Source organism: Oceanimonas smirnovii ATCC BAA-899 (genome assembly GCF_000381965.1).
Taxonomy (GTDB): Bacteria; Pseudomonadota; Gammaproteobacteria; order Enterobacterales; family Aeromonadaceae; genus Oceanimonas; species Oceanimonas smirnovii.
The window spans coordinates 30,412-52,283 of record NZ_KB908470.1; the positions used below are offsets into that span (position 1 = coordinate 30,412).

A 21,872-nucleotide genomic window follows, 5' to 3' on the forward strand; every position below is an offset into this window, starting at 1 on the left:
CGCCAGCATGCAACCGGCACACGACAACCCTGCCATTTTTTGGCATGCTGAGCGCCTTGTTGTGACAAGGGTTCTGATATGAAATACGGGCTTATATTGATGCTGACCCTGCTGCTGACGGCGTGCTCGCCCGAGCCACAGCGGCACATTCGTTTGCTTGGTGGCGACTGGAGCACGGCCCGCGCCATGACAGAGCTGGCCCGGCAGGAGCTGGAGCAGGCCGGCTTTGCCGTGAGCGTAGAGACGGTGGCACCGGGTCAGGTCTGGTCAAAACTGGCCACGGGCGAGGCCGATGCCAGCCTGTTGGTCTGGTTGCCCGACAGCAGCCGGCATCACGCCGAGCGTTTTTTTGACAAGCTGCACGATCTGGGCCCTAACGGCCCTGTGCTGAAACTGGGGCTGGCGGTGCCGGTCTCGGCACCACTGAGTCGTATCAGTGATCTGAACGACAGTGATTATGCCGACCATAAGGTGATTGGCATGATGCCCGGACACGGCAGCCAAGTGCTGACCGAGCAGGCCCTGGCCCGCTACCGGCTGGATCATTATCAGCTGCTGTCCGGCACCGGTGAGGCTTACACACATCTTGCCGATAGCGCCATTGCACAACAACTGCCGGTAGTGATCGCAGCCTGGTCACCGGGCACTATCATGCTCAACCCGCAGCTAAAATGGCTGCAGGACGACAAGGAGTATTTTCCTGCCACCGAGCGGGCACACACACTGGTGCGCCGCGGTCTGGAAGACAGTGCTCCCGAGGCCATGACGGTGCTTGGCAATATTCGTCTGAACGAACATGAACTGATCCGGCTGCTGCAGCTGGTAGCTGACGAAGCAGATATTACGCTGGCGGTTAATAAGTGGCGCAGAGAAACAGCGCCGCTGTAGGGGACTCTGTTACCGGCCGGGCTCAGATATGAGCCCGGGTCTGTTGTGTTTAAAGGGTTTTCGGCAGCACCTGCTCAATGGCCGTGAGCGCACAGCCTTCATCAATTTCGGCTCCGCCGGCACCGGCTACGCCAATGGCACCAATCACCTGATCTTCCACTTTCAGCGGCACGCCGCCACCCAGCAGCAGCAGTTCATCCAGCGTATTGAGGTTTTCGGCCTCAGGGTTGTTGCGGGCGTTTTCTGACAGCTGCCGAGACGAAGTTTTGGTAGACAGAGAAGTAAACGCCTTGCGCTGGGCGGCCAGGGTATTGTGCGGGCCCACGTTATCATCCCGCTGCAGTGCCACCAGATTACCGCCACGATCTACCACCGCCGCGACGGCAGTGCGCCCCTGGGCGTGGCAGGCAGCCAGCGTGGCGTCCAGCAACTGGTTGGCAAGAGACAGGCTTACATCAGCTCGCTGAGGAATGGCGTCGGCGGCAAAACCGGGAGCGGCACACAGGGCCAGAGCCAGCAGAGAAAAGCGTAAGTTTTTCATGACGGTGGTTATCTCCGTTACATATCAGGTGGGAGTGAATAAACACCATCTTGCCTGCCTGACCCCGTCAAACGGATTGCCAAAGCATTACCATTTTGTCATGTTGGCAGCCAGCTGACCTCACACACACTCACCGGCAGCCCCTGTTCCAGCATGGCCCCAAGCCACAGCCGCTGATGATCCTGCAGCCGGTCGCCGGGGCCTTTTACTTCAATTAACCGATACTGGCCGGTGGCCGTATTCAGCTCCAGCAAATCGGGCATGCCCTTGCGGTGGTGGCGCAAATCCAGCAATAAATGCCGGAACACCGCCTCAAGATGCGTTGCCGGAATAATGTTCAGCGCCTGCTCCACCAGCCTTGCCGGCAGGGCAGGCCAATAAATAAAAGAACAGCTGATGCCCTGTTTTTGCTGATGCCGCGCCATGATAAGGGCTCGATATTCTCCTTTGGCCAGCTGAGTAAAACCTTCATCAATCAGCTCACGCCGGGCATCGGCAAATCCGGGCCGGTATAAATCGGCCGGCCCCGCCTGAAACGGATGAAAAAATGCCCCCCGCACCGGCGCAAACAGCGCAGGCCAGAACAGCAACGCAAACAGGCCGTTAAACAGCCGGTTTTCCACATGAAAAACGCACACCTGCTCGTTGGCCAAATGCGCGGCTACCGCCGCCTCCACACCGCCGCTGTCGGGCTTTGGCAACGACAAATGACTTACCGGCACCGCAGGCGAGGCCGGTGCAGGCACAACCATGCCCGCCTTTTTGGCGCTGCGCTGCAAAATGCGGCCGAGGCTAATGCGGGCTTCCGGCTGCGTTATCTCATTAAGCGCCTGCTGCGCCAGGGCGGCTACCTTGGCCGGATTGTCCTGTTTTTCCCGCAGGCGCAGGGCACGAATGCGCGCCTCTCTGTGCCGGCTTTGTTCATAATGTGCCAGGGCCAGTGCTGTGTTGCCTTCCCGCTCCGCCTGCCGGCCCAGCTGAAACAGCAACTTGTGGCGGCGATATTCAATCCACTCGCAGGCCACAGGCGCAGGCAGCGGCACATTCTGAGCACAGGTGTCTTGCATGCGCTCCTGCAGCTCAAACAGAGCCAGCATGGCATTTACTTCGTCCCGGTGCTGAAACGGGCGTGAATGCTCACTCAGCGCCACCGGCTCAAAGCGTTGCAGGCCCAGCTCGGTAAGCACAAATTCCGACCAGTCCTGATGCAGATTGCCGAAAAACATCAATCGCAGCCGGGTAAACAAGGCGGTGCAGGAAAGCGCCACCACTGCAAAGGGCGCATGGGGCCACCAGCCGGCCAGCGGCTGCGGGTTTTGCGCCGGGCCGGTTAACAACACCTCTTCCAGATCCTGCTTGCGGGCAGATGCCGCAAAAGTTTGCTCCGGGTGCCGGTGGCGGGCCAGCTGCACACATTCCTCACGCCGGGCCAGGGCGCAAACATCACTTAACGCCAGCGCTGGCTCCAGCGTCACCAGGCCGGCCCCGGCCAGCTCATGCAGCGCAGAAGTCACATTCGGAATTTCGGCATACACCAGCTTGTTAAGCCGAAACAAATGGCCCTTGCGCATGACCAGCCGCACCAGCAAGCCCTGAGCCGGCTCGCTCAGGGCCAGCATACCGGCAAGCTGGGCGCGTTCACCGGTCAGCCATAAATCGCCATAGCGGGTCAGGCAAAACCGAATTATCTGCTGCATATTACGCAGATAATAAAACGGGTCGTCCAGCGGGGCTGGCGTGATGGAAGGTGTTGTCATGGGGGTAGTTTACAGCGTTAAATTATTGATGAAAAAGACACAGCAGCAAACTGATCCATTTCACATTAAGTCTCGAATGAAAACGCCTCTATACCAGCAAGTTTGATACAGTAACCCGCATGTGTATTTACCGGCCGGCGTGATGACTCTCGATTATTACCAGCAACAGGCGGATGCCTTTTTTGCCGCCACAGTGAGTGTGGACATGACCTCCCTTTACCAGCGTTTTCTGCCAAGGGTAAGCAAGGGTGGCCATATTGTGGATGCCGGCTGCGGCTCGGGCCGCGACAGCCGGCATTTTGCCGGCCAGGGCTACAGGGTAACGGCCTTTGATGCCAGCCCGGCGCTGGTGCAAAAGGCGAGGGACTACACCGGTCTGCCGGTGGCCTGCCACGACTTTATGGCGCTGCATTGCCAGCCACCCGCCGATGCTATCTGGGCCTGTGCGTCTTTACTGCATGTGCCAGAAAATGAGTTGGCGGGCGTGCTGGCGCATCTGGCCACACAGCTGAAAACCGGCGGCGTGCTTTATTGCTCCTTTAAATACGGCAGGGGCGAGGTGGAGCGTCATGGCCGCCGTTTTACTGATATGAATGAACAGGGTCTGGCACAGTGGCTGGAAGTGTTGCCACTGACAATTGCAGAAAGCTGGCAGACGGCGGATCTGCGCCCCGGCCGCGAGCAGGAAACCTGGCTTAATGCCCTGCTGAAAAAGGAGAGCGACTGATGCTGGAACTGGTCACCGGTGGCGGCAAGCAGGATCCTGTGTTCAACCAGCCACTGTTAACGCCACTGCTTGATGCCATTAACCAGGCCGGCAAGGGCAGTGCCATTACCATGGCGGTGTCTTTTATTCGTCAGAGTGGGCTGTGGCTGCTGAAAGATGCGTTGCATGAAGCGCTGGGGCGGGGGGCCACATTGCGGGTGCTCACGTCCGATTATCTGGATGTAACCGAGCCGGTGGCACTCAGAGAGCTGATGCTGCTGGCCGAGCGCAGTGCCGATGTGCGTATTTACCAAAGCAGCGGCGAGGCTGGCTTTCATCTCAAGTCTTATCTGTTTATTCAGCAACAGGGCGAGCAGCAGCTGCAGGGCAAAGGCTTTGTGGGCTCCAGTAATTTATCGAAAGCGGCACTGACCCAGTCGCTGGAATGGAGCTGGCAGCTGACGGTGAATGATGTTCACAGTCCGGCGGCCAGCAGCCTGCTGGCGCTGCAGGCGCAGATGGAGCGACTGTTTAACGACAGCCGGGTAGTCCCGCTTTCCAGTGAATGGATAGATGATTACCTCAAGCGTTATCGCCAAAGCCCGTTAACCCATCTTCGGCTGGTTACCGGCGACACCCGCAGCGATGACGAAACCCTGCGCGAAACCCCCATGCCCAACAGCGTGCAGGAAGCAGCATTGGCGGCATTGCAGGCCAGCCGGACCGAGGGCTATCGCCGTGGTCTGGTGGTGATGGCCACCGGCCTTGGCAAAACCTGGCTGGCAGCCTTTGATGTGCGCCAGATGCAAGCCGCGCGCATTTTGTTTGTGGCTCACAGAGACGAGATTATTCGTCAGGCTCAGTCCACTTTTATTCACATGAACCCCGACGCACACACCGGCCTGTATACCGGCGATCAGAAAGAGCAGGCCAACTGGCTGTTTGCTTCGGTGCAGACCCTGGGGCAGGATGCTCATCTCAAACGGTTTGACCGGGAACACTTCGATTACATCGTAGTGGACGAATTTCACCATGCCACGGCGTCGTCTTATCGTCGGCTGCTGGATCACTTTAGGCCAAAGTTTTTACTGGGCCTGACCGCCACTCCCGACCGCACCGATCAGGCGGATATTCTGGCCCTGTGCGACGACAATCTGGTGTTTGAGTGCCACCTGCGGGAAGCCATAGAGCGCCGTCATCTGGTGCCGCTGGTCTATCACGGCATTTATGACGAGCATATCAACTACGAGGACATTCCATGGCGCAATGGCCGCTTTGATCCTGATGCTCTGGATCATGCCTTTGCCAGCCAAAAGCGGGCCAGGCACGCGCTGGAACAATGGCGACGGCTGGGGCGCAGCCGCACTCTGGCGTTTTGTGTATCGGTGCGTCATGCCGAATTTATGGCGCGGATCTTTCAGGAAGCCGGCATTAACGCCGCCGCCGTCTATGCCGGATCTTCGCTGCCCCGTAACCAGGCACTGAAGGATCTTGCTGTAGGCCGGCTCAGCGTGATCTTCTCGGTGGATTTGTTTAACGAAGGTACGGATCTTCCTGCCATCGACACTCTGCTGATGTTGCGGCCCACCGAATCGCGCATTGTGTTTTTGCAGCAACTGGGTCGCGGCCTGCGCCTGCACCCGGGCAAGCAGGATCTGATGGTGATTGATCTGGTGGGCAATCACAGATCCTGTCTGTTTAAACCCTGGCAATTGCAGGAGACGCTGGGGGGATCAGGCACGCCGGGAGTAACCGATATCACGCTGCCGCCCGGCTGCTTTATTAATCTGGATCCGCAAGTGATCAAACTTGCCGATCAACTGCGTTACGGCAGTCGGGTGAGAGTAGCCGATGATTATGTGCGCCTGCGGGATCAACTGGGATCACGGCCTACGGCGGTGCAGGTCTTTCAGGCAAATATCGATTTTACCAAGGTGCGCAAGCAGCACGGCAGCTGGTTTGGGCTGGTACAAGAGCAGGGTGATCTGCCGGCGAACGCCGAGCGTGTGCTGGCAAAACTACATGATTTTTTGCTGACCGGCATTGAAACCACCCGGCTTGCCAAGTGCTTCAAGCTGATTTTATTGCAGGCGCTGCTAGAGCTGGACGGCCTGCGTGAGCCGCCTCTGCTTAGCGAACTGGCCGAGCAGTCCCGGCTGGTGCTGGAGCGCCATCCTGATTTATTTATGCAGGATTTGCCCAAGCCTCAGCAGACCATGGCAGGCAACTCTGCCCAGTGGCTCAGCTACTGGAGCAGAAATCCGATAAAACACAGCACCAGCGGCAGCGGAGACTCTCAGGCTGACTACTGGTTCGAGATTCAGAATGAGCGCTTTTGTCCGCGCTTCAGCCTGCCGCTCAACGAGCTGAGTACTCTGCACGACATGATGCAGGAACTGGTGGACTTGCGGCTGGCAGAATACCGCCGGCGCAAGAATAAAGCCAAAACGGAGCAGATTACGCCAAGCGCCGAGGTGGTGAAGCTGCCGTATTATCCGAACCTAAAAATTGCCTGTGGCCATTTCAGAACCGGCAGCAGCGATGGTGCGGAAATGATGCCGGTGCCCGAAACAAAAGTGCGCGTGGATCCTCTGCATCACTTTCTGGCCAGAGCAAAAGGCAACTCAATGAATGGCGGTAAGCATCCGGTGAACGACGGCGATCTGCTGTTGCTGGAGTGGATTACTCCAGACCATGCCGGCAGCATCAGCAACCAGACGGTGGCTATAGAGCGGCAGGATCAAACCGGTGACGATCAATACCTGCTGCGGGTAGTGCGCAAAATCGCCGAGGGCAGCTATCTGCTGCACGCCACCAACCCGGATTATGAAGACATTGCCGTTACCGAGGAAATGAAGCCGTTTGCGCGGCTGAAGCAGGTAGTGGAGGGCTGATCCCTCATTCTACTACCGCCCTTTTCGCTACCGGCATTTTGAACACCAGCGCCAGGGCAAGCACCAGAGTCAGGCCTTCGGCCAGAGGCAGTAACCCGGCCAAATGGAGCAGGAAAAAGCAGGGATGAGCGGGTATGATGGCCGACATAAAGAGAGAGGCCAACAGTGAAAATCAAAAAACTCACACTGACCAATTTTCGTCGCTTCGCCGAGTTTGAAATCGGCTTTGAACAGCAGTTGACCGTGCTGGTCGCCCGCAACGGGGCGGGCAAGTCCAGTGTACTGGATGCGGTGGCTACGGCTCTGGGACCGTTTCTGACGCGCTTGCCTGGTGTGTCGGGACTTAATCCCAGAGATCTCGACTTTCGAGTATTTGAAGATGGCCAGAAGCCCCCTTTTATGCGCATTGCCTGTGAAAGTTACGATGGCATTTGCTGGGATCGTACAGAAAAACGGGATAAAACCAAAAAAACGGCGGCGCAAATTCCCGATGGCTTGGGGATTAAGCAACTTAATGACCACGTAGATTGCTTTGTTGATGCTCATAATGAAGGCGACGATTATCAGTTGCCAGTTTTCGTTTATTACGGCACCGGCCGGGGCGTATTTGATGTGCCTCAGCGTAAAAAGGGATTTGGCAAGGTGTTTTCCCGCTTTGAGGCTCTGGATGGAGCGCTGGAAAGCCGCACTAACTTCAGGCGCTTTGTTGAGTATTTTTACTTTCTGGAAGGTCAGGAATCCAGGTTGCAGAAGGAGAAGCGCTCCTTTGATGTTGAACTACCGGAACTCAAAGCCATTCGTGCAGCTGTGCAGCGGCTGATGCCGGAATTCAGCAACCCAAGAGGCGCTCATCCTGCCGGTATCATGGTTGACTGGACGGTAGAAAAGGAAGTGAAGCAGCTGCGTATTGAGCAACTTAGCGATGGTTACCGCACCACACTCGCTATGGTAATGGACATTGCCGCCCGTATGGCCGAGGCCAACCCGTCCATGGCTGATCCGCTGGAGACGGAGGGGGTGGTACTTATCGACGAAGTCGACTTGCATCTGCATCCGGGCTGGCAACAACGCATTCTGCCGGATCTCACTCGTACCTTCCCCAATGTGCAGTTTATTGTTACTACTCACAGCCCTCAGGTGGTTAGTACAGTGCTACCGCAGTCGTTGCGGGTGATCGACTGGCAAGCAGATACACCGCGGTTGTTGCCGGTAGATTTTTCTCTGGGTGCTGAGTCACAACAGGTGCTTAAGCAAGTATTGGGAGTTGATTCCAGGCCCGAGAAGCTTGAAATTGTCGGCAAGTTGCACCGTTATCAGCAACTGGTGGCTGAAGATGCTTGGGACAGTGAAGAAGCGCTGACGCTGCGACGGGAATTGGATCAGTGGGGTGCAGAGCATGAGCCGGAATTGCTGCGCCTTGATATGGATATTCGTCTCAAGGAACTGGACCGCTCTTTATGAAAAAGGTGTTGAAAGGTAAGGAGCCGGACCAACTCAAACGTTATCGTGCAGATTTTCCCGACCACAATTGGAAACAGTGCACTCAGGGTGGCTCAACCAAAACACGCAAGCAAGAAATCAGAGTCCGCCGGCAACAGATCCAGCAGCAACTGCGGGAGGATCAAGGTGGTCTCTGTGCCTATTGCGAAATCGATTTGAGACCTGCTGCCTCTGATGGCGTTGCGGATCTGCGGGTTGAGCACTTCCATCCCAAGTCTGACAACAGCACTGATCATAACTGGCACCTGGACTGGCAAAATTTGTTGGCCTGCTGCCATGGTGGCTCCCGGCCGGACGTAGTAGAAGCCGGCGTGCGCTACTCCAGCCCGGATCACAGCTGTGATGTTCCCAAGGCTGAGCAGAACTGGGATAACCTTATTCTCAATCCGCTACAGCTACCTGCCTCTCCATGCCTGTTCAAGTATCAACGAGCCAATGGTGCCATCCTGGTTAACATTGAGCACTGCCAGCAGGCCGGTATAGAGCAGGCCCGGGCTCAGGCGACCATCGAAAACCTGAGGCTGGATGCCGACAGGCTACGCCGTTTGCGCAAGGGAGAGCTGGACCGTATTAATGAACTGCTCAGAAACCTGGTGCAGCAGGGCAAGTCTGTCGAAGCTGCCCGGTCACACCTGGCCAGGGCCCTGCTGCGTAAAGACAGTGAGCAGCAGTGGCCGAGGTTCTTTTCCGCTATTCGCAGTTATCTGGGCCGTGCGGCTGAAGAGCAGCTGACAGCTATTAACTATGATGGTTGAGTGTTGTTCAAAACTCGCAACGCCAGCTTGTTATCTTGCCGATGCGCTTGAGTCTGGTGATGCCATGTATATATCCAAGGCGATCGGCATTATCGTCCGTCCTCATCATTGAGCATCATTAACCTTTAAGGCCGGCTGCACAGGAACGCCAGCTAAAGCGGCGGCTACATTTGTGTGTAACCAGAGTTTTATGGGCAAATAAAAGCGCTGTATTGTTTGGTTGTAACTTTTAAACTACAATTCACGCTATGAAGGTTATCGAATCAACCAAGTTCCGGCAATGGCTGAAAAAGCTCAGAGACGACACAGGCAGAGCCAAGGTTGTTTCCCGAGTCAGCCTCTTGCTGCCGGCCTGCCTGGCGATGTGGCCCCTGTTGGGCAGGGCGTAAGCGAGCTACGCATTCACTATGGGCCTGGCTATCGGGTTTACTTCTACCAGCAAGGTGAGGTGCTGGTGTTGTTGCTGTGTGGTGGCGACAAAGGGAGTCAACGTCGCGATATCGAAACCGCCCATCAGTTGTTGAAGGAATGGAGGGAGCAGCATCATGGCTGAAACATTCACCGAGTTTGACCCTGCCGAATATCTGAGCACCCCTGAGGCCATTGCCGAGTTCATTGCTGATGCGCTTGAGTCTGGTGATGCCACTTACATATCTAAGGCGATCGGCATTGCCGCCCGAGCCAGAGGCATGACTGATCTGGCCAGAGAAACCGGCTTGTCCCGCGAACAGCTTTACCGCAGCTTTAGCGAGCGGGGTAACCCTACCCTGAAAACCGTCATGGCCGTGACTCGCGCCCTTGGCGTGGACATCACTGCACGGCCTCATGTTGAGCATCATTAATTTTTTAAGGCCTGTTGTACAGGCCCCGCCGGCTGAAGCGGCGGCTACAAACAAGAAAAAGGCGTTAACTCTTTCGAGGTAACGCCTTAAAAATCAGTGCTTTAACTGAATATTATCAGTTCATTCCATACTTTTTGAGCTTTTTACGCAGAGTGCCGCGGTTAATGCCCATCATGTTGGCAGCGCGGGTCTGGTTGCCGCGGGTATACTGCATGATCACGTCCAGCATGGGCGCTTCGACTTCGGAGAGAACCAGTTCATACAGCTCGGTTACTTCCTGGCCGTTAAGCTGGGACAGGTAGTTGCGCAGGGCCTGATCCACAGAGTTGCGCAGCGGGCGCTGGGTCGGCTGCTCGGAAGTTGCAGATTTGGTGGTAGTTACCAGTGCGTCAGAAGTCGTAGTTTGTTCGAACATATTCAGTCGGCTCTTCTATTGTTCGTTAAGCTATTATTCGCGAAAAACTGCTCCAAGGCGTCGAGCTGTTGCTCGGCATCCTCGATAGCGTTGAAATTACGGCGAAAGTCACGGCCCGCCTCACTTTCCTGCAAGTACCAGCCCACATGTTTTCGGGCAATCCTTGGACCCATTACCTCGCCATAAAAGTCATGCAGCGCGGTAACGTGTTCCCGAATCATTGCCTGCTCCTGTTCCGTCGGGAGCGGGGCGGGCAGGGTGCCTTGCTCAAGATAATGGCGGATTTCTCTGAAAATCCATGGTCGTCCCTGGGCAGCCCGGCCAATCATAATGGCATCGGCACCGGTGTAATCCAGCACAAACCGCGCCTTTTGCGGACTGCTGATATCTCCGTTGGCAACAACGGGGATCGAGACGGCCTGTTTTATTGCCCTGATGGTGTCGTATTCCGCGTTTCCCTTATACATGCAGGCGCGAGTGCGGCCATGCACGGCAAGAGCCCGAATTCCGCAGTCTTCGGCAATGCGGGCAATGTGCACGCCGTTGCGGTTATCCGTGTCCCAGCCAGTACGAATTTTCAGGGTAACGGGCACCGGCACTGCATTTACCACGGCGCTGACAATGTCCTGCACCAGCTCCGGGAATTGCAGCAGGGCGGAGCCTGCCATCTTTTTATTTACTTTCTTTGCCGGACAGCCCATGTTGATGTCGATGATCTGCGCGCCCTGATCCACATTGTATCGGGCGGCATCGGCCATCAGCTCCGGATCGGCACCAGCAATTTGCACGGAGCGAATACCGGCCTCACCAGCATGATCCATTCGCCGGCGCGATTTGTCGGAATCCCGCAAACGGGGATTGGCCGACATCATTTCCGACACGGCCATGCCGGCCCCCATGCGCATGCACAGGGTGCGGAAGGGTCTGTCGGTCACGCCCGCCATGGGTGCAACCAGTAACGGTGCGTCCAGTTTGTAAGGACCAATTTCCATGAGGTTAAGGCTGTCTTGGCTCAGGGTCGCGTATCTTACGCATTTTTAACGGTGCTGAAAAGCTCACAAATTGACCGGCGCATAAATTTTTATAAGTCAAGGTTCTGGTGTATTTTTTATGCAGTTTCAAGAGGGCTTTGGGGCTTTAAAAGGCCCCGAAAGGAGCCTTTAGTCAGCGCTTGCTGCCGTTCAGGCGGGCCCATTCTTCCCGGAACTCAGGCGCAGCCATATCAAACCACTGGTCGTACACCTGATTCAGACCATCGGCCTGGGTTTCCAGAATGCCGGACAGCGCCAGTTTGCCGCCTGTGCGCACCAGGCTGCTGATCACCGGAGAGAGTTCTTTCAGCGGGCCGGCCAGAATGTTGGCCACCACCACATCGGCGGTGAGGCCTTCGGGCTGATCCTGGGGCAGATATACGCTCAGGCGGTCGGCCACGCCGTTGCGCTCAGCGTTGTCTTTGCTGGCCTGCAGCGCCTGAGGGTCAATGTCGATGCCAATCACTTCCTTGGCACCCAGCTTGAGCGCGGCAAGGCCAAGAATGCCTGAGCCGCAGCCAAAGTCGATCACGGTTTTGCCGGTGAGATCCTGGCCGTCGAGCCATTCCAGACACAGTGCCGTGGTGGGGTGAGTACCGGTGCCAAAGGCCAGGCCCGGATCCAGCATCACGTTGACGGCATCGGGCTCGGGCACATCGCGCCAGCTGGGGCAAATCCACAGCCGGTTGCCAAAGCGCATGGGATGAAAGCTGTCCATCCACTCGCGCACCCAGTCCTTGTCTTCCAGCTGCTCTACCTTATATACCAGATCTTTGCGGTAGAACTTTTTCAGAAAGTCGATGATGGGGGCCGGATCAGTTTCGGCGTCGAACAGTCCCACCACTACGGTGTCGTCCCACAACAGGGTTTCACCGGGCAGAGGCTCAAACACCGGCTTGTCTTCGGCGTCCATGTAGGTCACCGCCTGAGCGCCACGGCCAGACAGCATATTGCTGACCTTGTCGGCGGTTTTTTCGGTGGCGTTGATGCGAATTTGTATCCAGGGCATGGCAGTCTTCGTTAGGGGTTAAAGAGCATATTCTATCATATTGCCGCCGTGTCAGCGGCCAAACAGGGCGCGCACGTCGGCAGAGGGGGGCGGCGTCAGCAGAGAGCCCACCACATAGGCCAGGCCCGAGAGCGCCAGGCTCGGCACTATGGCATGCAGCCCCAGCGGCTTGATGCCAAAGTGCAGCAGCAGGCTATAGCTGATGGCACCGGTGAGCATGGAGGCCAGCGCGCCCGTGCTGTTACCCCGCCACCAGTACAGGCCCAGCACCAGCGGCCAGAAAAAGATCGCCTGCAGGGCACCAAAGGCCATCAGGTTCAGCCAGATAATCATTTCCGGCGGACTCAGGGCGGCCCACAGCACAATCAGCCCCAGCACCAGCGTCACCAGCTTGCTGGCGCGCTTGATGGTGGCGGGGGCCGGCTGGGTTTTGCACAGGTGATTAAGATAAAGGTCTTTTACCAAAGTGGCGGCGGCCTGGATCAGCTGAGAATCAATGGTCGACATAATGGCGGCCATGGGCCCGGCCAGAAACAGTCCGGCTACCAGCGGCGGCAGCACGGTGAGCATCAGGGTGGGCATCACCTTGTCGGGCACCGTCAGCTCGGGCACCAGCACGCGCCCAAGCGCACCGGCAAAGTGCATGCCAAACATCAGCAGGGCACCCACCACAGTGCCGATAATAATGCCTCTGTGCATGGCGGTGCTGTCTTTGTAGGCCAGGCAGCGCACCGCCGAGTGGGGCAGACCAATGACCCCAAAGCACACCAGCACCCAGAACGACAGCATAAAGCTCATGCTCAGAAAGCCGTCGGGCCCCTGCGGCTGCACCAGACCGGGATCAATGGCTTCCAGCTTGGTGAACATGGCCGCTGCGCCGCCACCGGCCTGCAGCACGCCGGCCAGCAGCACCACAGTGCCCAGCAGCATCAGCACGCCCTGCACCGCGTCGGTCACCACAACAGCGCGAAAGCCGCCCACCAGGGTATAGAGCAGCACGGCCCCGGCAAACAGCATAAGCCCGCTCTGATAAGACAATCCGGTCACGGTTTCCAGCAGCCGGGCACCGCCAATAAACTGCACCACCATGGTGGCCACAAAGGCGGCCAGCAGCCCCAGGCCGGCCAGCAGTACCACCAGCGAGTTCTGGTAGCGGGCCTGCAGCATGTCGTTAATGGTGAGTGCGTTTACCCGCCGCGCAATATGGGCGAACTGTTTGCCCAGCACCCCCAGAGTCAGCCAGACCGTGGGCACCTGTATCATGGCCAGCAGCACCCAGCCCAGCCCCATGCGGTAGGCAGCACCCGGGCCGCCAATAAAGGAAGAGGCCGAGGCGTAGGTGGCCACCATGGTCATGGCCAGCACAAAGCCGCCCATGGAGCGGCTGCCCAGAAAATAGTCCTGCATAAAGCCGTTTTCACTCTGGCGACGGCCCAGCCAGAGCCCCAGGCTGATCATGGCTGCCAGATAGACGAGCAGCGGAAGGGTGAGTTCGGCATTCATGAGGAGGCTTCCAGGTTTACTGCTTTAAAACACCAGCGCACCATGAGCGCACACAGCACAATAAACAGCAGCGGGTTGAACAGGCAGCTCAGCAAAAACCACAGCGGCCAGCCGGCCAGGGTGAGTGCCGGCGGCACCAGCCAGGCACAAGCGGCCCAAAGCGCCAGATACAGCAAGGCCAGCAGCACGCTGAGCAAGGCTTCGCGCCGGGCAACAGAGACAATGGAATTCATCAATTGAAGGCTCCTTCAGGAAGGACCGAAGCATACCAGCGAGGGAATAAAGGGACAAACACGGGGGTCACATCAGGGCGTATGTTGTGATGAGCGCAGCGAATCGCAACACCCGGGCACCGGTGAACAGTTGGGGGGCGAACAAAGATACCGGGTCGAGGCCCGGTATGACATTACCCCTGATATTCCTCGCCGGCGGCGGCGACAAAGGCCATCTCCACCAGATAGCCGGGGTTGGCCAGTTCGGCTTTAACGCAGGCGCGGCTGGGCGCTGTGTTTTCCGGGAACCATTCATCCCAGACTTCGTTAAAGGCGGGCAGGTTGGCAAAGTCGGTAAGATAAATGGTCACAGACAGCAGCCGGCCTGTGTCGCTGCCGATTTTGGCCAGCGCTGCTTCGGCCTGTGTCATCACCTGCCGGGTCTGCTCCTGAATGCCGGCAGACAGATCGCACTCGGGCACTTCCACAAAATGGGCGATGCCGTTAAATATGGTAATGTCGGACCAGCGTTTGCAGGGGTTGATACGATGAATCTTCATATTGCAGTTGTCTCAGTGGGCTGAGCGCCTGGTGTAACGGTTAGACAAAAACGGCACCCTCGGGTGCCGTTTTATCATTCCGCACAAGCCTTACAGGCCCAGCTTTTTCTCAAGGTAGTGGATGTTGGTTCCGCCATTGCGGAAGTTCTCATCACTCATAATTTCCTTGTGCAGCGGAATATTGGTTTTAATGCCGTCAATAACCAGCTCGTTCAGGGCGTGATTCATGCGGGCAATGGCGATATCGCGGTTTTCGCCGTAGCAGATCAGCTTGCCGATCATGGAGTCATAATAGGGCGGTACCCGGTAGCCGGCATACACGTGAGAGTCCCAGCGCACACCCAGGCCACCCGGCGAGTGGAAGCGGGTAATTTCGCCCGGGCTGGGAATAAAGGTGCGCGGGTCTTCGGCGTTAATGCGGCACTCAATGGCATGGCCACGCACCATCACCTGCTCCTGGGTGATGGACAGGGGCAGACCGGCGGCCACACGCAGCTGTTCTTTAATCAGATCCACACCGGTGATCATCTCGGTCACCGGGTGCTCCACCTGAATACGGGTGTTCATTTCAATGAAATAGAACTCGCCGTTTTCATAGAGGAACTCAAAGGTACCGGCACCGCGGTAGCCGATGTCGACACAGGCCTTGCAGCAGCGCTCGCCAATGAACTTGCGCATTTCAGCAGTAATGCCCGGCGCCGGCGCTTCTTCCACTACCTTCTGGTGGCGGCGCTGCATGGAGCAGTCGCGCTCGGCCAGATGAATGGCGTTGCCCTGGCCGTCGGCCAAAATCTGAATTTCGATATGGCGCGGGTTTTCCAGGAATTTCTCCATATACACCATGTCGTTGCCAAAGGCAGCACCGGCCTCGGCCTTGGTCATGGCAATGGAGCTTTCCAGCTCAGACTCGGAGCGCACCACACGCATGCCGCGACCACCACCGCCACCGGCGGCCTTGATGATCACCGGATAGCCAATGCGCTTGGCAATGGTGGCGTTACGCTTGGCATCGCCGCCAATGGGGCCATCGGAGCCGGGCACACAGGGCACGCCGGCTTTTTTCATGGCTTCAATGGCAGACACCTTGTCACCCATCAGGCGAATGGTATCGCCGCGGGGGCCAATGAAGATAAAGCCGGATTTTTCTACCTGATCGGCAAATTCGGCATTTTCTGCCAGAAAGCCGTACCCAGGGTGAATGGCCACGGCGTCGGTCACTTCGGCAGCGGCAATAATGGACGGCACGTTCAAATAAGACTGAGTGGCCTGATTGCCACCAATACAGATGGACTCGTCGGCCAGCAGCACGTGCTTGAGGTCGCGGTCGGCGGTTGAGTGAACCGCCACCGTCTTGATTCCGAGCTCCTTACAGGCGCGCAGAATGCGAAGGGCGATTTCACCGCGGTTGGCGATGACTACTTTATCAAGCATGGGAATTCCTTATTCGATGATGAACAGCGGCTCGTCGAATTCAACGGGCTGGGCGTTGTCGACCAGAATGGCCTTCACCACGCCGGCCTTGTCGGCCTCGATCTGGTTCATCATCTTCATGGCTTCAACAATGCACAGGGTGTCGCCCACATTGACGGTCTGGCCTACTTCAACGAAGTTTTTGGCACCCGGGCTGGAGGCGCGGTAGAAGGTGCCTACCATGGGAGAACGCATCACATGACCGCTCAGCTCGGCAGCCGGGGCTTCGGCAGCAGGTGCAGCCGGGGCGGCAGGAGCAGCAGCCGGGGCAGGAGCAGCCTGAAACTGCTGCGGAGCCTGCATCATCGGGGCGGGGTTACCGTAACGGCTGATGCGAACGGACTCTTCACCTTCGGCAATTTCCAGCTCGGCAATGCCGGACTCTTCTACCAGTTCGATCAGTTTTTTGATTTTACGAATATCCATGGGCGTTCTCTTTAGTTTTGTTGATGCTGTTATCAATCAGCGACGAGCCAGATAGCGGGCCGCCGCCTCTAGGGCAAATTCGTAACCATCGGCACCCAGGCCGCAAATTACACCCACTGCCTTGTCTGCCAGGTAGGAGTGATGGCGGAAAGGCTCCCGGGCATGCACATTCGACAGGTGCACTTCAATGAAGGGAATATTGACTCCCAGCAGTGCATCGCGAATAGCCACGCTGGTGTGGGTAAAGGCAGCAGGATTGATAATGATAAAATCCTGCTGGCCGTCGGCCTGGTGAATGGCATCGAGCAGCAGGTGTTCCGCATTGGACTGCACATGGCTGAGCTCAATATTGTGCGCCGCAGCCTGCTCGGTGAGGCGGGCAACAATATCGTTCAGACTGTTATTGCCGTAAATGCCCGGTTCGCGCCGGCCCAGCAGGTTAAGGTTTGGCCCGTTGAGCAGCAGAATTCGGTATTTGTCGGCCATTGTGCAGCAATCCTCGTCAATCTTGCGGTGTTCACCTTGATTTGAGATGAGCCTAACGCTTTTTGCCGGTTTCAGGCAAATAAAATTATGCATTTGGGCTCGGTGCGCTCAATTATAGTGATTTCACGAAAATTGGCAGCAATTTACTGGTCTAATGACCTAAGTTTTTTTGATGATGATCATGGCGGGCTGCCGCTGACGGGCATTGAAAGCGACAGCAAGCTCTGCAAACTGTTGTTGCTGCGACAATTTGCGACAGCCGCTCAAGGCTGCCTATAAAAAAACGCCGCATAAAGCGGCGTTTTTGCAACGGGCAGTCTGGCCTTATGCGACCTTGCTGCGCTCTTCAATCAGGCGATCCACCACACCCGGATCGGCCAGAGTGGAGGTATCACCCAGAGAGTCGGTCTCGCCGGTGGCGATCTTGCGCAGAATGCGGCGCATGATTTTGCCGGAGCGGGTCTTGGGCAGACCTTCAGCCCAGTGGATCACATCGGGCGTGGCAATAGGACCAATCTCTTTACGCACCCAGTCTTTTACTTCCTTGTGCAGCTCGGCAGACGGTACTTCACCGGCGTTGAGCGTGACATAGGCGTAAATGCCCTGGCCTTTGATGTCGTGAGGCACACCCACCACAGCGGCTTCGGCAATTTTGGGATGGGCCACCAGTGCTGACTCAATCTCAGCGGTGCCCATGCGGTGGCCGGACACGTTGAGTACGTCATCCACCCGGCCGGTGATCCAGTAGTAACCATCTTCGTCACGACGGGCACCGTCACCACTGAAGTAAGTGCCGGGGAAGGTAGAGAAATAGGTCTGCTCAAAGCGGTCATGGTCACCATAAATGGTGCGCATCTGACCTGGCCAGGAGTCCAGAATAACCAGGTTGCCGTCGGTGGCACCTTGCAGCTGGTTGCCTTCGCCGTCTACCAGGGCCGGCTGAACCCCGAAGAAAGGACGGGTAGCAGAGCCGGGCTTGAGATCGGTAGCGCCGGGCAGCGGCGTGATCAGAATGCCGCCGGTCTCGGTTTGCCACCAGGTATCTACAATGGGGCAGCGCTCTTCGCCGATCACACGGTAATACCATTCCCATGCTTCCGGGTTAATGGGCTCACCCACTGAGCCGAGCACGCGCAGGCTGGCACGGCTGGTGCCTTCCACGGCTTCGTTGCCCTTGGCCATAAAGGCACGAATGGCGGTGGGGGCGGTATACAGAATGTTAACCTGGTGCTTGTCCACTACCTGCGCCATGCGGTTGGTCTTGGGATAGTTGGGCACCCCTTCAAACAGCAGTGTGGTGGCACCGTTAGACAGCGGGCCGTAGATCAGGTAGCTGTGACCGGTGATCCAGCCTACATCGGCAGTACACCAGTACACATCACCCGGGTGATAGTCAAAGATGTACTTGAAGGTCATGGTGGCATACACCAGATAACCGCCGGTGGTGTGCAGTACGCCCTTGGGGGTACCGGTAGAGCCGGAGGTGTAGAGAATGAACAGCGGATCTTCGGCGTTCATTTCTACCGGCTCACAGTCGGCGCTGGCCTGGGCAGTGGCTTCGTGCCACCAGATATCACGATGATCATGCCAGGCAATGTCGCCGCCGGTGCGCTGATATACGATCACACTCTTTACAGAAGTGACGTTCGGGTTGGTGAGGGCTTCATCCACGTTGGCCTTGAGGGCCACTTTACGGCCACCACGCAGACCTTCGTCAGCGGTAATCACCACCTTGGCTTTGGAGTCAATAATACGGCTGGCCACGGCATCGGGAGAGAAGCCGCCAAACACCACAGAGTGCACGGCACCAATGCGGGTACAGGCCAGCATGGCCACGGCAGCTTCAACCACCATGGGCATGTAGATGCTGACCACGTCGCCCTTTTGCACGCCCTGCGCCTTGAGTACGTTGGCAAAGCGGCATACCTGCTCATGCAGTTCACGGTAGGTGACTTTTTTGTCGTCTTCGGGGCTGTCACCTTCCCAGATGATGGCAAACTCGTCGGCCTTAGTGGCCAGGTGACGGTCAATACAGTTGGCAGACAGGTTCAGGGTGCCGTCTTCAAACCATTTAATGCTGATGTGACCCGGGTCGTAGGAGGTGTTCTTGACCTTGGTGTAGGGTTTAATCCAGTCAACAAGCTTGCCCTGTGTACCCCAGAATTCGTCGGGGTTTTCAATGGACTGCTGATACATGGCCAGATAGCCGTCGTTATCCAGCAGTGCGGTCTTCGCAAACTCGGGCGTGACCGGATGAACCTTTACTTCACTCATTATTCCGCTCCTTGGTTGTAACCATTGGTTAACAAGGTGACCCAGATGGCCGTTACGCTCAATTAGACTTTCGGCTAGCCAATACGGGCACAGCCTCACGTAACATCATGATTCAGTCTGTCGAGTATACGGGTATGAAAGCCGCGTTCGATACCGATCAGGCTCACATTTCTTAACGATTGCTTAAAGATTGTTCCGGTTGCAGTGCCAGATACATCAGGGCGGTGGTTAATGCATCACCAAAGGCAGTGTGGCGGGCCAGCAATGGCACCCTGAGGTGGGTTGCCATTTGCTCAAAACCCAGATGGGGCTCAATGTCGGGATTTTTACGCAGCTGCCGGCTGCGATAAATGTGAGCCAGTTCAAGGTGCCGGTTGGGCAGCTCAAAACCAAGGTGTTCTTTGGTGAGCCGGCTGAGCAGCGCAATATCAAAACGCACATGATAGCCCAGCAGGGGGCGGTTCTGAATAAAGCCCAGCAGCCGCTCCAGGGCCTCTTTCTGAGTCAGGCCGGCGCTCAGGTCCTGATGGCGCAGGCCATGAATACGAATGCTGTCGCCGGTGAGTCTGGGGCTGGCCTGCAGCGTCAGCTCCAGCCGTTGACTGGTGAGCACCCGCCGGCCACGAATGGGCACGGCGGCAATGGTGAGCACATCGGCACGGCGCGGATCCAGCCCGGTGGTTTCGGTGTCGATAGCAATCACCTCTTCCCCTTTATAAGCTTCAAACAGATGATGCCAGGGGCTGCCGGCAAATTTGCGCGCCAGCCACAAGCGCTTCAGCGGCAGCATTACAGCCCCCTGATCTGAAAATGTACTTCCAGCTTTTGTTTGAACTTCTTTACCACATGCAGGGCGTGACGCAGTAAATCCCGCTGGTGGCGGGGCAGGGTGGCAGGATTGAGCCGCTGGTTCATGCCATCGCCGCCGCTGGCCAGCTGCTGCTCCAGCCTGAGCTGCCAGAACAGGATCAGTGCCGCACTCAGGTTATCGGCCTGCTCGGGCTCAAAAATATGCAGATTGGTCAGCCGGCGAATGCGTTCCAGGGTGTTGGTCTCGGTCACGCTTTGCTCCAGTGCCAGCGCGCGCACGCCCTGCACCACCGGAAAAATGCCGCCGCGTTTAATATCCAGCCCCTTGTCGGATTGCTTGATATCACCAAAAAAGGTCAGCGGGGTATGAAAGCGCAGCGCCTGGCCGGCAAATTCGCTCAGCAGCAGCTCCCGGCCTTTTACCGCCGCCAGCAGGTGTTTCTGAAACTGCCGCACCAAAGACTCGCGGCCGGCTATAAAGTGCGGATCTGCCACTATGGCCAGCTGCATATGGCTTTCCGGGGTGTTGCGGTTCACCCAGCGGTCCAGGCACTGCTGCCAGTCGTCAAGCGGTCTTACCCAGTCGGGATTATTGACCATGACCCGGCCGGGGCAGGGCGGATAACCCAGCCGCTCCAGATAGCGGCTGAATTGTTCGGCCTGGGGCAGTACTTCGGCCGCTGAGAGATCATTATCCAGAATAAGGGCATTGTCCTGATCGGTTTTCAGTACCTGCTCGCTCCTGCCTTCACTGCCCAGCACCATGAGTGCCAGCCGGTCGTGCAGCTCGGGAGCAAAGGCAAACTCAAAGGCCTTGCGCATCAGCTGGCTGTTCAGGCTGGCCAGCAGCTTCATGATAAAGGGCAGACGCACGCCATTGTTATGCAGGTTTTCCACCAGCATGCCAAGGGTGGCAGCCGCCTCGGCCAGCTCGTCTATGTTATCAGCCCGCAATATGCGCAGCCCCAGCACATGAGAGTGGGTGGAAAACTGGCTGAGCAGCTGAGTCATTTCCAGAATACCTGCCAGTTGCTCGCCTTCTTTTACTGCCACCCGCTCAATTTTTTTCTGCACCATCAGCATCAGGGCGTTAAACAAAAAATCGCCCTTTTGCACCGATACCAGGTTAAAGCTGGCCAGCACATGCACCAGCTCGCCGGGGGGCAGCTCATTAAGCACGGCCCCATAAAGCAGATCGGTGCCGGTGAGCATGCCAAAGCTGCCGTCATGGGCCACAATCAGCGATTCGAGGTGATGGGTTTTTAACAGCTGAGTGGCCTGAAAAATCGAGGTCTGACCGTCAATGACCATGGCCGGCTGAATATTGCTGTTGTCGATGCGGGTTAAAATAAATTCCGACAGATTTTTACGGGGCTCGGCGGTTTGCTGGCGGCCTTTGAGATCGTGCTGAAACCAGGCGGCAAAGTCGGAGTTTTCCGTCATCAGGTTAAGAAAGGCCTGGGTAGGCAGCACAAAACACAGGGTTTCTTCCAGCGCCACATAGTCGTGGCGGCATTCGCCGTCGAACTGGCCACGAATATCAAACAAATCGTCCGTGGTGTATTGCGCCAGTACTTCATTACGATCTTTGTGGCGCTCTTCCACCACGCCTTTAAGGATAATATGCAGGCTGTCGATTAGCTGGCCCGGCTCAAGAATGGTTTCACCTCTGCCAAAATAGGCAATATCTGTCTGATCAAGCAGATCCTGGCGCTCGTCCGGGGTCAGAGTATTAAAAGGGGGTTGCTCAAAGTTAAACTTGTCCTGCATATTGGCCTCCGTGCCGCAATCCA

The 21,872-nt window shown here is 57.0% G+C and carries 22 protein-coding genes; 7 read left to right on the top strand and 15 right to left on the bottom strand.

Translation table 11 applies throughout. The features are described 5' to 3' along the window. Nucleotides 1–78: 78 nt before the first annotated feature. The gene (locus tag G364_RS0114715; RefSeq protein ID WP_019935903.1) at nucleotides 79–888 is read left to right on the top strand and encodes a glycine betaine ABC transporter substrate-binding protein; all 810 of its coding nucleotides are present in this window, start codon (nucleotides 79–81) and stop codon (nucleotides 886–888) included. A gap of 49 nt (nucleotides 889–937) precedes the next feature. Here the strand turns inward: G364_RS0114715 and G364_RS0114720 are convergent, their stop codons facing one another. Then, the gene (locus G364_RS0114720) at nucleotides 938–1,429 is read right to left on the bottom strand and encodes a GlcG/HbpS family heme-binding protein (RefSeq protein WP_019935904.1); all 492 of its coding nucleotides are present in this window, start codon (nucleotides 1,427–1,429) and stop codon (nucleotides 938–940) included. Nucleotides 1,430–1,527: 98 nt separating this feature from the next. Next, complete coding sequence (locus tag G364_RS0114725; RefSeq protein WP_019935905.1) at nucleotides 1,528–3,186, bottom strand: VRR-NUC domain-containing protein; 1,659 nt, start codon at nucleotides 3,184–3,186, stop codon at nucleotides 1,528–1,530. Between the two features lie 121 nt (nucleotides 3,187–3,307). Between G364_RS0114725 and G364_RS0114730 the strand changes: the two genes are divergently transcribed. Then, on the top strand, nucleotides 3,308–3,913 hold the full coding sequence (locus tag G364_RS0114730) for a class I SAM-dependent methyltransferase (RefSeq protein ID WP_019935906.1): 606 nt from the start codon (nucleotides 3,308–3,310) through the stop codon (nucleotides 3,911–3,913). After that, nucleotides 3,913–6,786 carry a DEAD/DEAH box helicase family protein gene (locus tag G364_RS0114735; RefSeq protein ID WP_019935907.1) on the top strand — a complete coding sequence of 958 codons (2,874 nt, stop codon included), beginning with the start codon at nucleotides 3,913–3,915 and terminating at the stop codon, nucleotides 6,784–6,786. Before G364_RS0114730 ends, G364_RS0114735 begins: the two co-directional genes overlap by 1 nt. A gap of 4 nt (nucleotides 6,787–6,790) precedes the next feature. Here G364_RS0114735 and G364_RS17245 read toward each other — a convergent pair whose 3' ends face one another. Further along, nucleotides 6,791–6,934: a hypothetical protein gene (locus G364_RS17245; protein ID WP_019935908.1), complete on the bottom strand. Its 144-nt coding sequence runs from the start codon at nucleotides 6,932–6,934 to the stop codon at nucleotides 6,791–6,793. Between the two features lie 17 nt (nucleotides 6,935–6,951). Here G364_RS17245 and G364_RS0114745 point away from each other — a divergent pair, with 17 nt between their 5' ends. The 4 genes from G364_RS0114745 (at nucleotide 6,952) to G364_RS0114760 (ending at nucleotide 9,883) form a co-directional block, all read left to right on the top strand. Further along, entirely contained in the window at nucleotides 6,952–8,247 is a 1,296-nt protein-coding gene (locus G364_RS0114745; RefSeq protein WP_019935909.1) for an AAA family ATPase, read from the top strand. Continuing rightward, nucleotides 8,244–9,041, top strand: coding sequence for a retron system putative HNH endonuclease (locus G364_RS0114750; protein ID WP_019935910.1), 798 nt, complete (start codon nucleotides 8,244–8,246; stop codon nucleotides 9,039–9,041). The genes G364_RS0114745 and G364_RS0114750 overlap by 4 nt, the downstream gene beginning before the upstream one ends. 280 nt (nucleotides 9,042–9,321) lie before the next feature. Beyond that, a complete protein-coding gene (locus G364_RS17435; protein ID WP_418135448.1) occupies nucleotides 9,322–9,594 on the top strand; it encodes a type II toxin-antitoxin system RelE/ParE family toxin in 273 nt (90 codons plus the stop codon). Then, nucleotides 9,587–9,883: an addiction module antidote protein gene (locus G364_RS0114760; protein WP_019935911.1), complete on the top strand. Its 297-nt coding sequence runs from the start codon at nucleotides 9,587–9,589 to the stop codon at nucleotides 9,881–9,883. The genes G364_RS17435 and G364_RS0114760 overlap by 8 nt, the downstream gene beginning before the upstream one ends. A gap of 115 nt (nucleotides 9,884–9,998) precedes the next feature. On the opposite strand, the gene fis is transcribed toward G364_RS0114760, so the two are convergent. The 12 genes from fis to G364_RS0114820 form a co-directional block, all read right to left on the bottom strand. Then, entirely contained in the window at nucleotides 9,999–10,298 is a 300-nt protein-coding gene (gene fis, locus G364_RS0114765) for a DNA-binding transcriptional regulator Fis (protein ID WP_019935912.1), read from the bottom strand. 2 nt (nucleotides 10,299–10,300) lie between these two features. Further along, a complete protein-coding gene (dusB, locus tag G364_RS0114770; RefSeq protein WP_019935913.1) occupies nucleotides 10,301–11,290 on the bottom strand; it encodes a tRNA dihydrouridine synthase DusB in 990 nt (329 codons plus the stop codon). Between the two features lie 172 nt (nucleotides 11,291–11,462). Continuing rightward, nucleotides 11,463–12,338: a 50S ribosomal protein L11 methyltransferase gene (prmA, locus tag G364_RS0114775; RefSeq protein ID WP_019935914.1), complete on the bottom strand. Its 876-nt coding sequence runs from the start codon at nucleotides 12,336–12,338 to the stop codon at nucleotides 11,463–11,465. A gap of 51 nt (nucleotides 12,339–12,389) precedes the next feature. Then, complete coding sequence (gene panF, locus G364_RS0114780; RefSeq protein WP_019935915.1) at nucleotides 12,390–13,841, bottom strand: sodium/pantothenate symporter; 1,452 nt, start codon at nucleotides 13,839–13,841, stop codon at nucleotides 12,390–12,392. Then, a complete protein-coding gene (locus tag G364_RS0114785) occupies nucleotides 13,838–14,074 on the bottom strand; it encodes a DUF997 family protein (protein WP_019935916.1) in 237 nt (78 codons plus the stop codon). Before G364_RS0114785 ends, panF begins: the two co-directional genes overlap by 4 nt. 173 nt (nucleotides 14,075–14,247) lie before the next feature. After that, the gene (locus tag G364_RS0114790; protein WP_019935917.1) at nucleotides 14,248–14,613 is read right to left on the bottom strand and encodes a RidA family protein; all 366 of its coding nucleotides are present in this window, start codon (nucleotides 14,611–14,613) and stop codon (nucleotides 14,248–14,250) included. A gap of 90 nt (nucleotides 14,614–14,703) precedes the next feature. Beyond that, nucleotides 14,704–16,044: an acetyl-CoA carboxylase biotin carboxylase subunit gene (gene accC, locus G364_RS0114795; protein WP_019935918.1), complete on the bottom strand. Its 1,341-nt coding sequence runs from the start codon at nucleotides 16,042–16,044 to the stop codon at nucleotides 14,704–14,706. A 9-nt stretch (nucleotides 16,045–16,053) separates the two neighbouring features. After that, entirely contained in the window at nucleotides 16,054–16,509 is a 456-nt protein-coding gene (accB, locus tag G364_RS0114800) for an acetyl-CoA carboxylase biotin carboxyl carrier protein (protein ID WP_019935919.1), read from the bottom strand. Between the two features lie 36 nt (nucleotides 16,510–16,545). Further along, nucleotides 16,546–16,995 (bottom strand): type II 3-dehydroquinate dehydratase, encoded by a 450-nt coding sequence (aroQ, locus tag G364_RS0114805; protein ID WP_019935920.1) that lies wholly within the window; start codon nucleotides 16,993–16,995, stop codon nucleotides 16,546–16,548. A 324-nt stretch (nucleotides 16,996–17,319) separates the two neighbouring features. Further along, nucleotides 17,320–19,269: an acetate--CoA ligase gene (acs, locus tag G364_RS0114810; RefSeq protein WP_019935922.1), complete on the bottom strand. Its 1,950-nt coding sequence runs from the start codon at nucleotides 19,267–19,269 to the stop codon at nucleotides 17,320–17,322. 172 nt (nucleotides 19,270–19,441) lie between these two features. After that, complete coding sequence (locus G364_RS0114815) at nucleotides 19,442–20,059, bottom strand: 3'-5' exonuclease (RefSeq protein WP_019935923.1); 618 nt, start codon at nucleotides 20,057–20,059, stop codon at nucleotides 19,442–19,444. After that, nucleotides 20,059–21,849, bottom strand: a complete 1,791-nt coding sequence (locus tag G364_RS0114820) for a putative nucleotidyltransferase substrate binding domain-containing protein (RefSeq protein WP_019935924.1) — start codon at nucleotides 21,847–21,849, stop codon at nucleotides 20,059–20,061. The genes G364_RS0114815 and G364_RS0114820 overlap by 1 nt, the downstream gene beginning before the upstream one ends. Nucleotides 21,850–21,872: the final 23 nt, after the last annotated feature.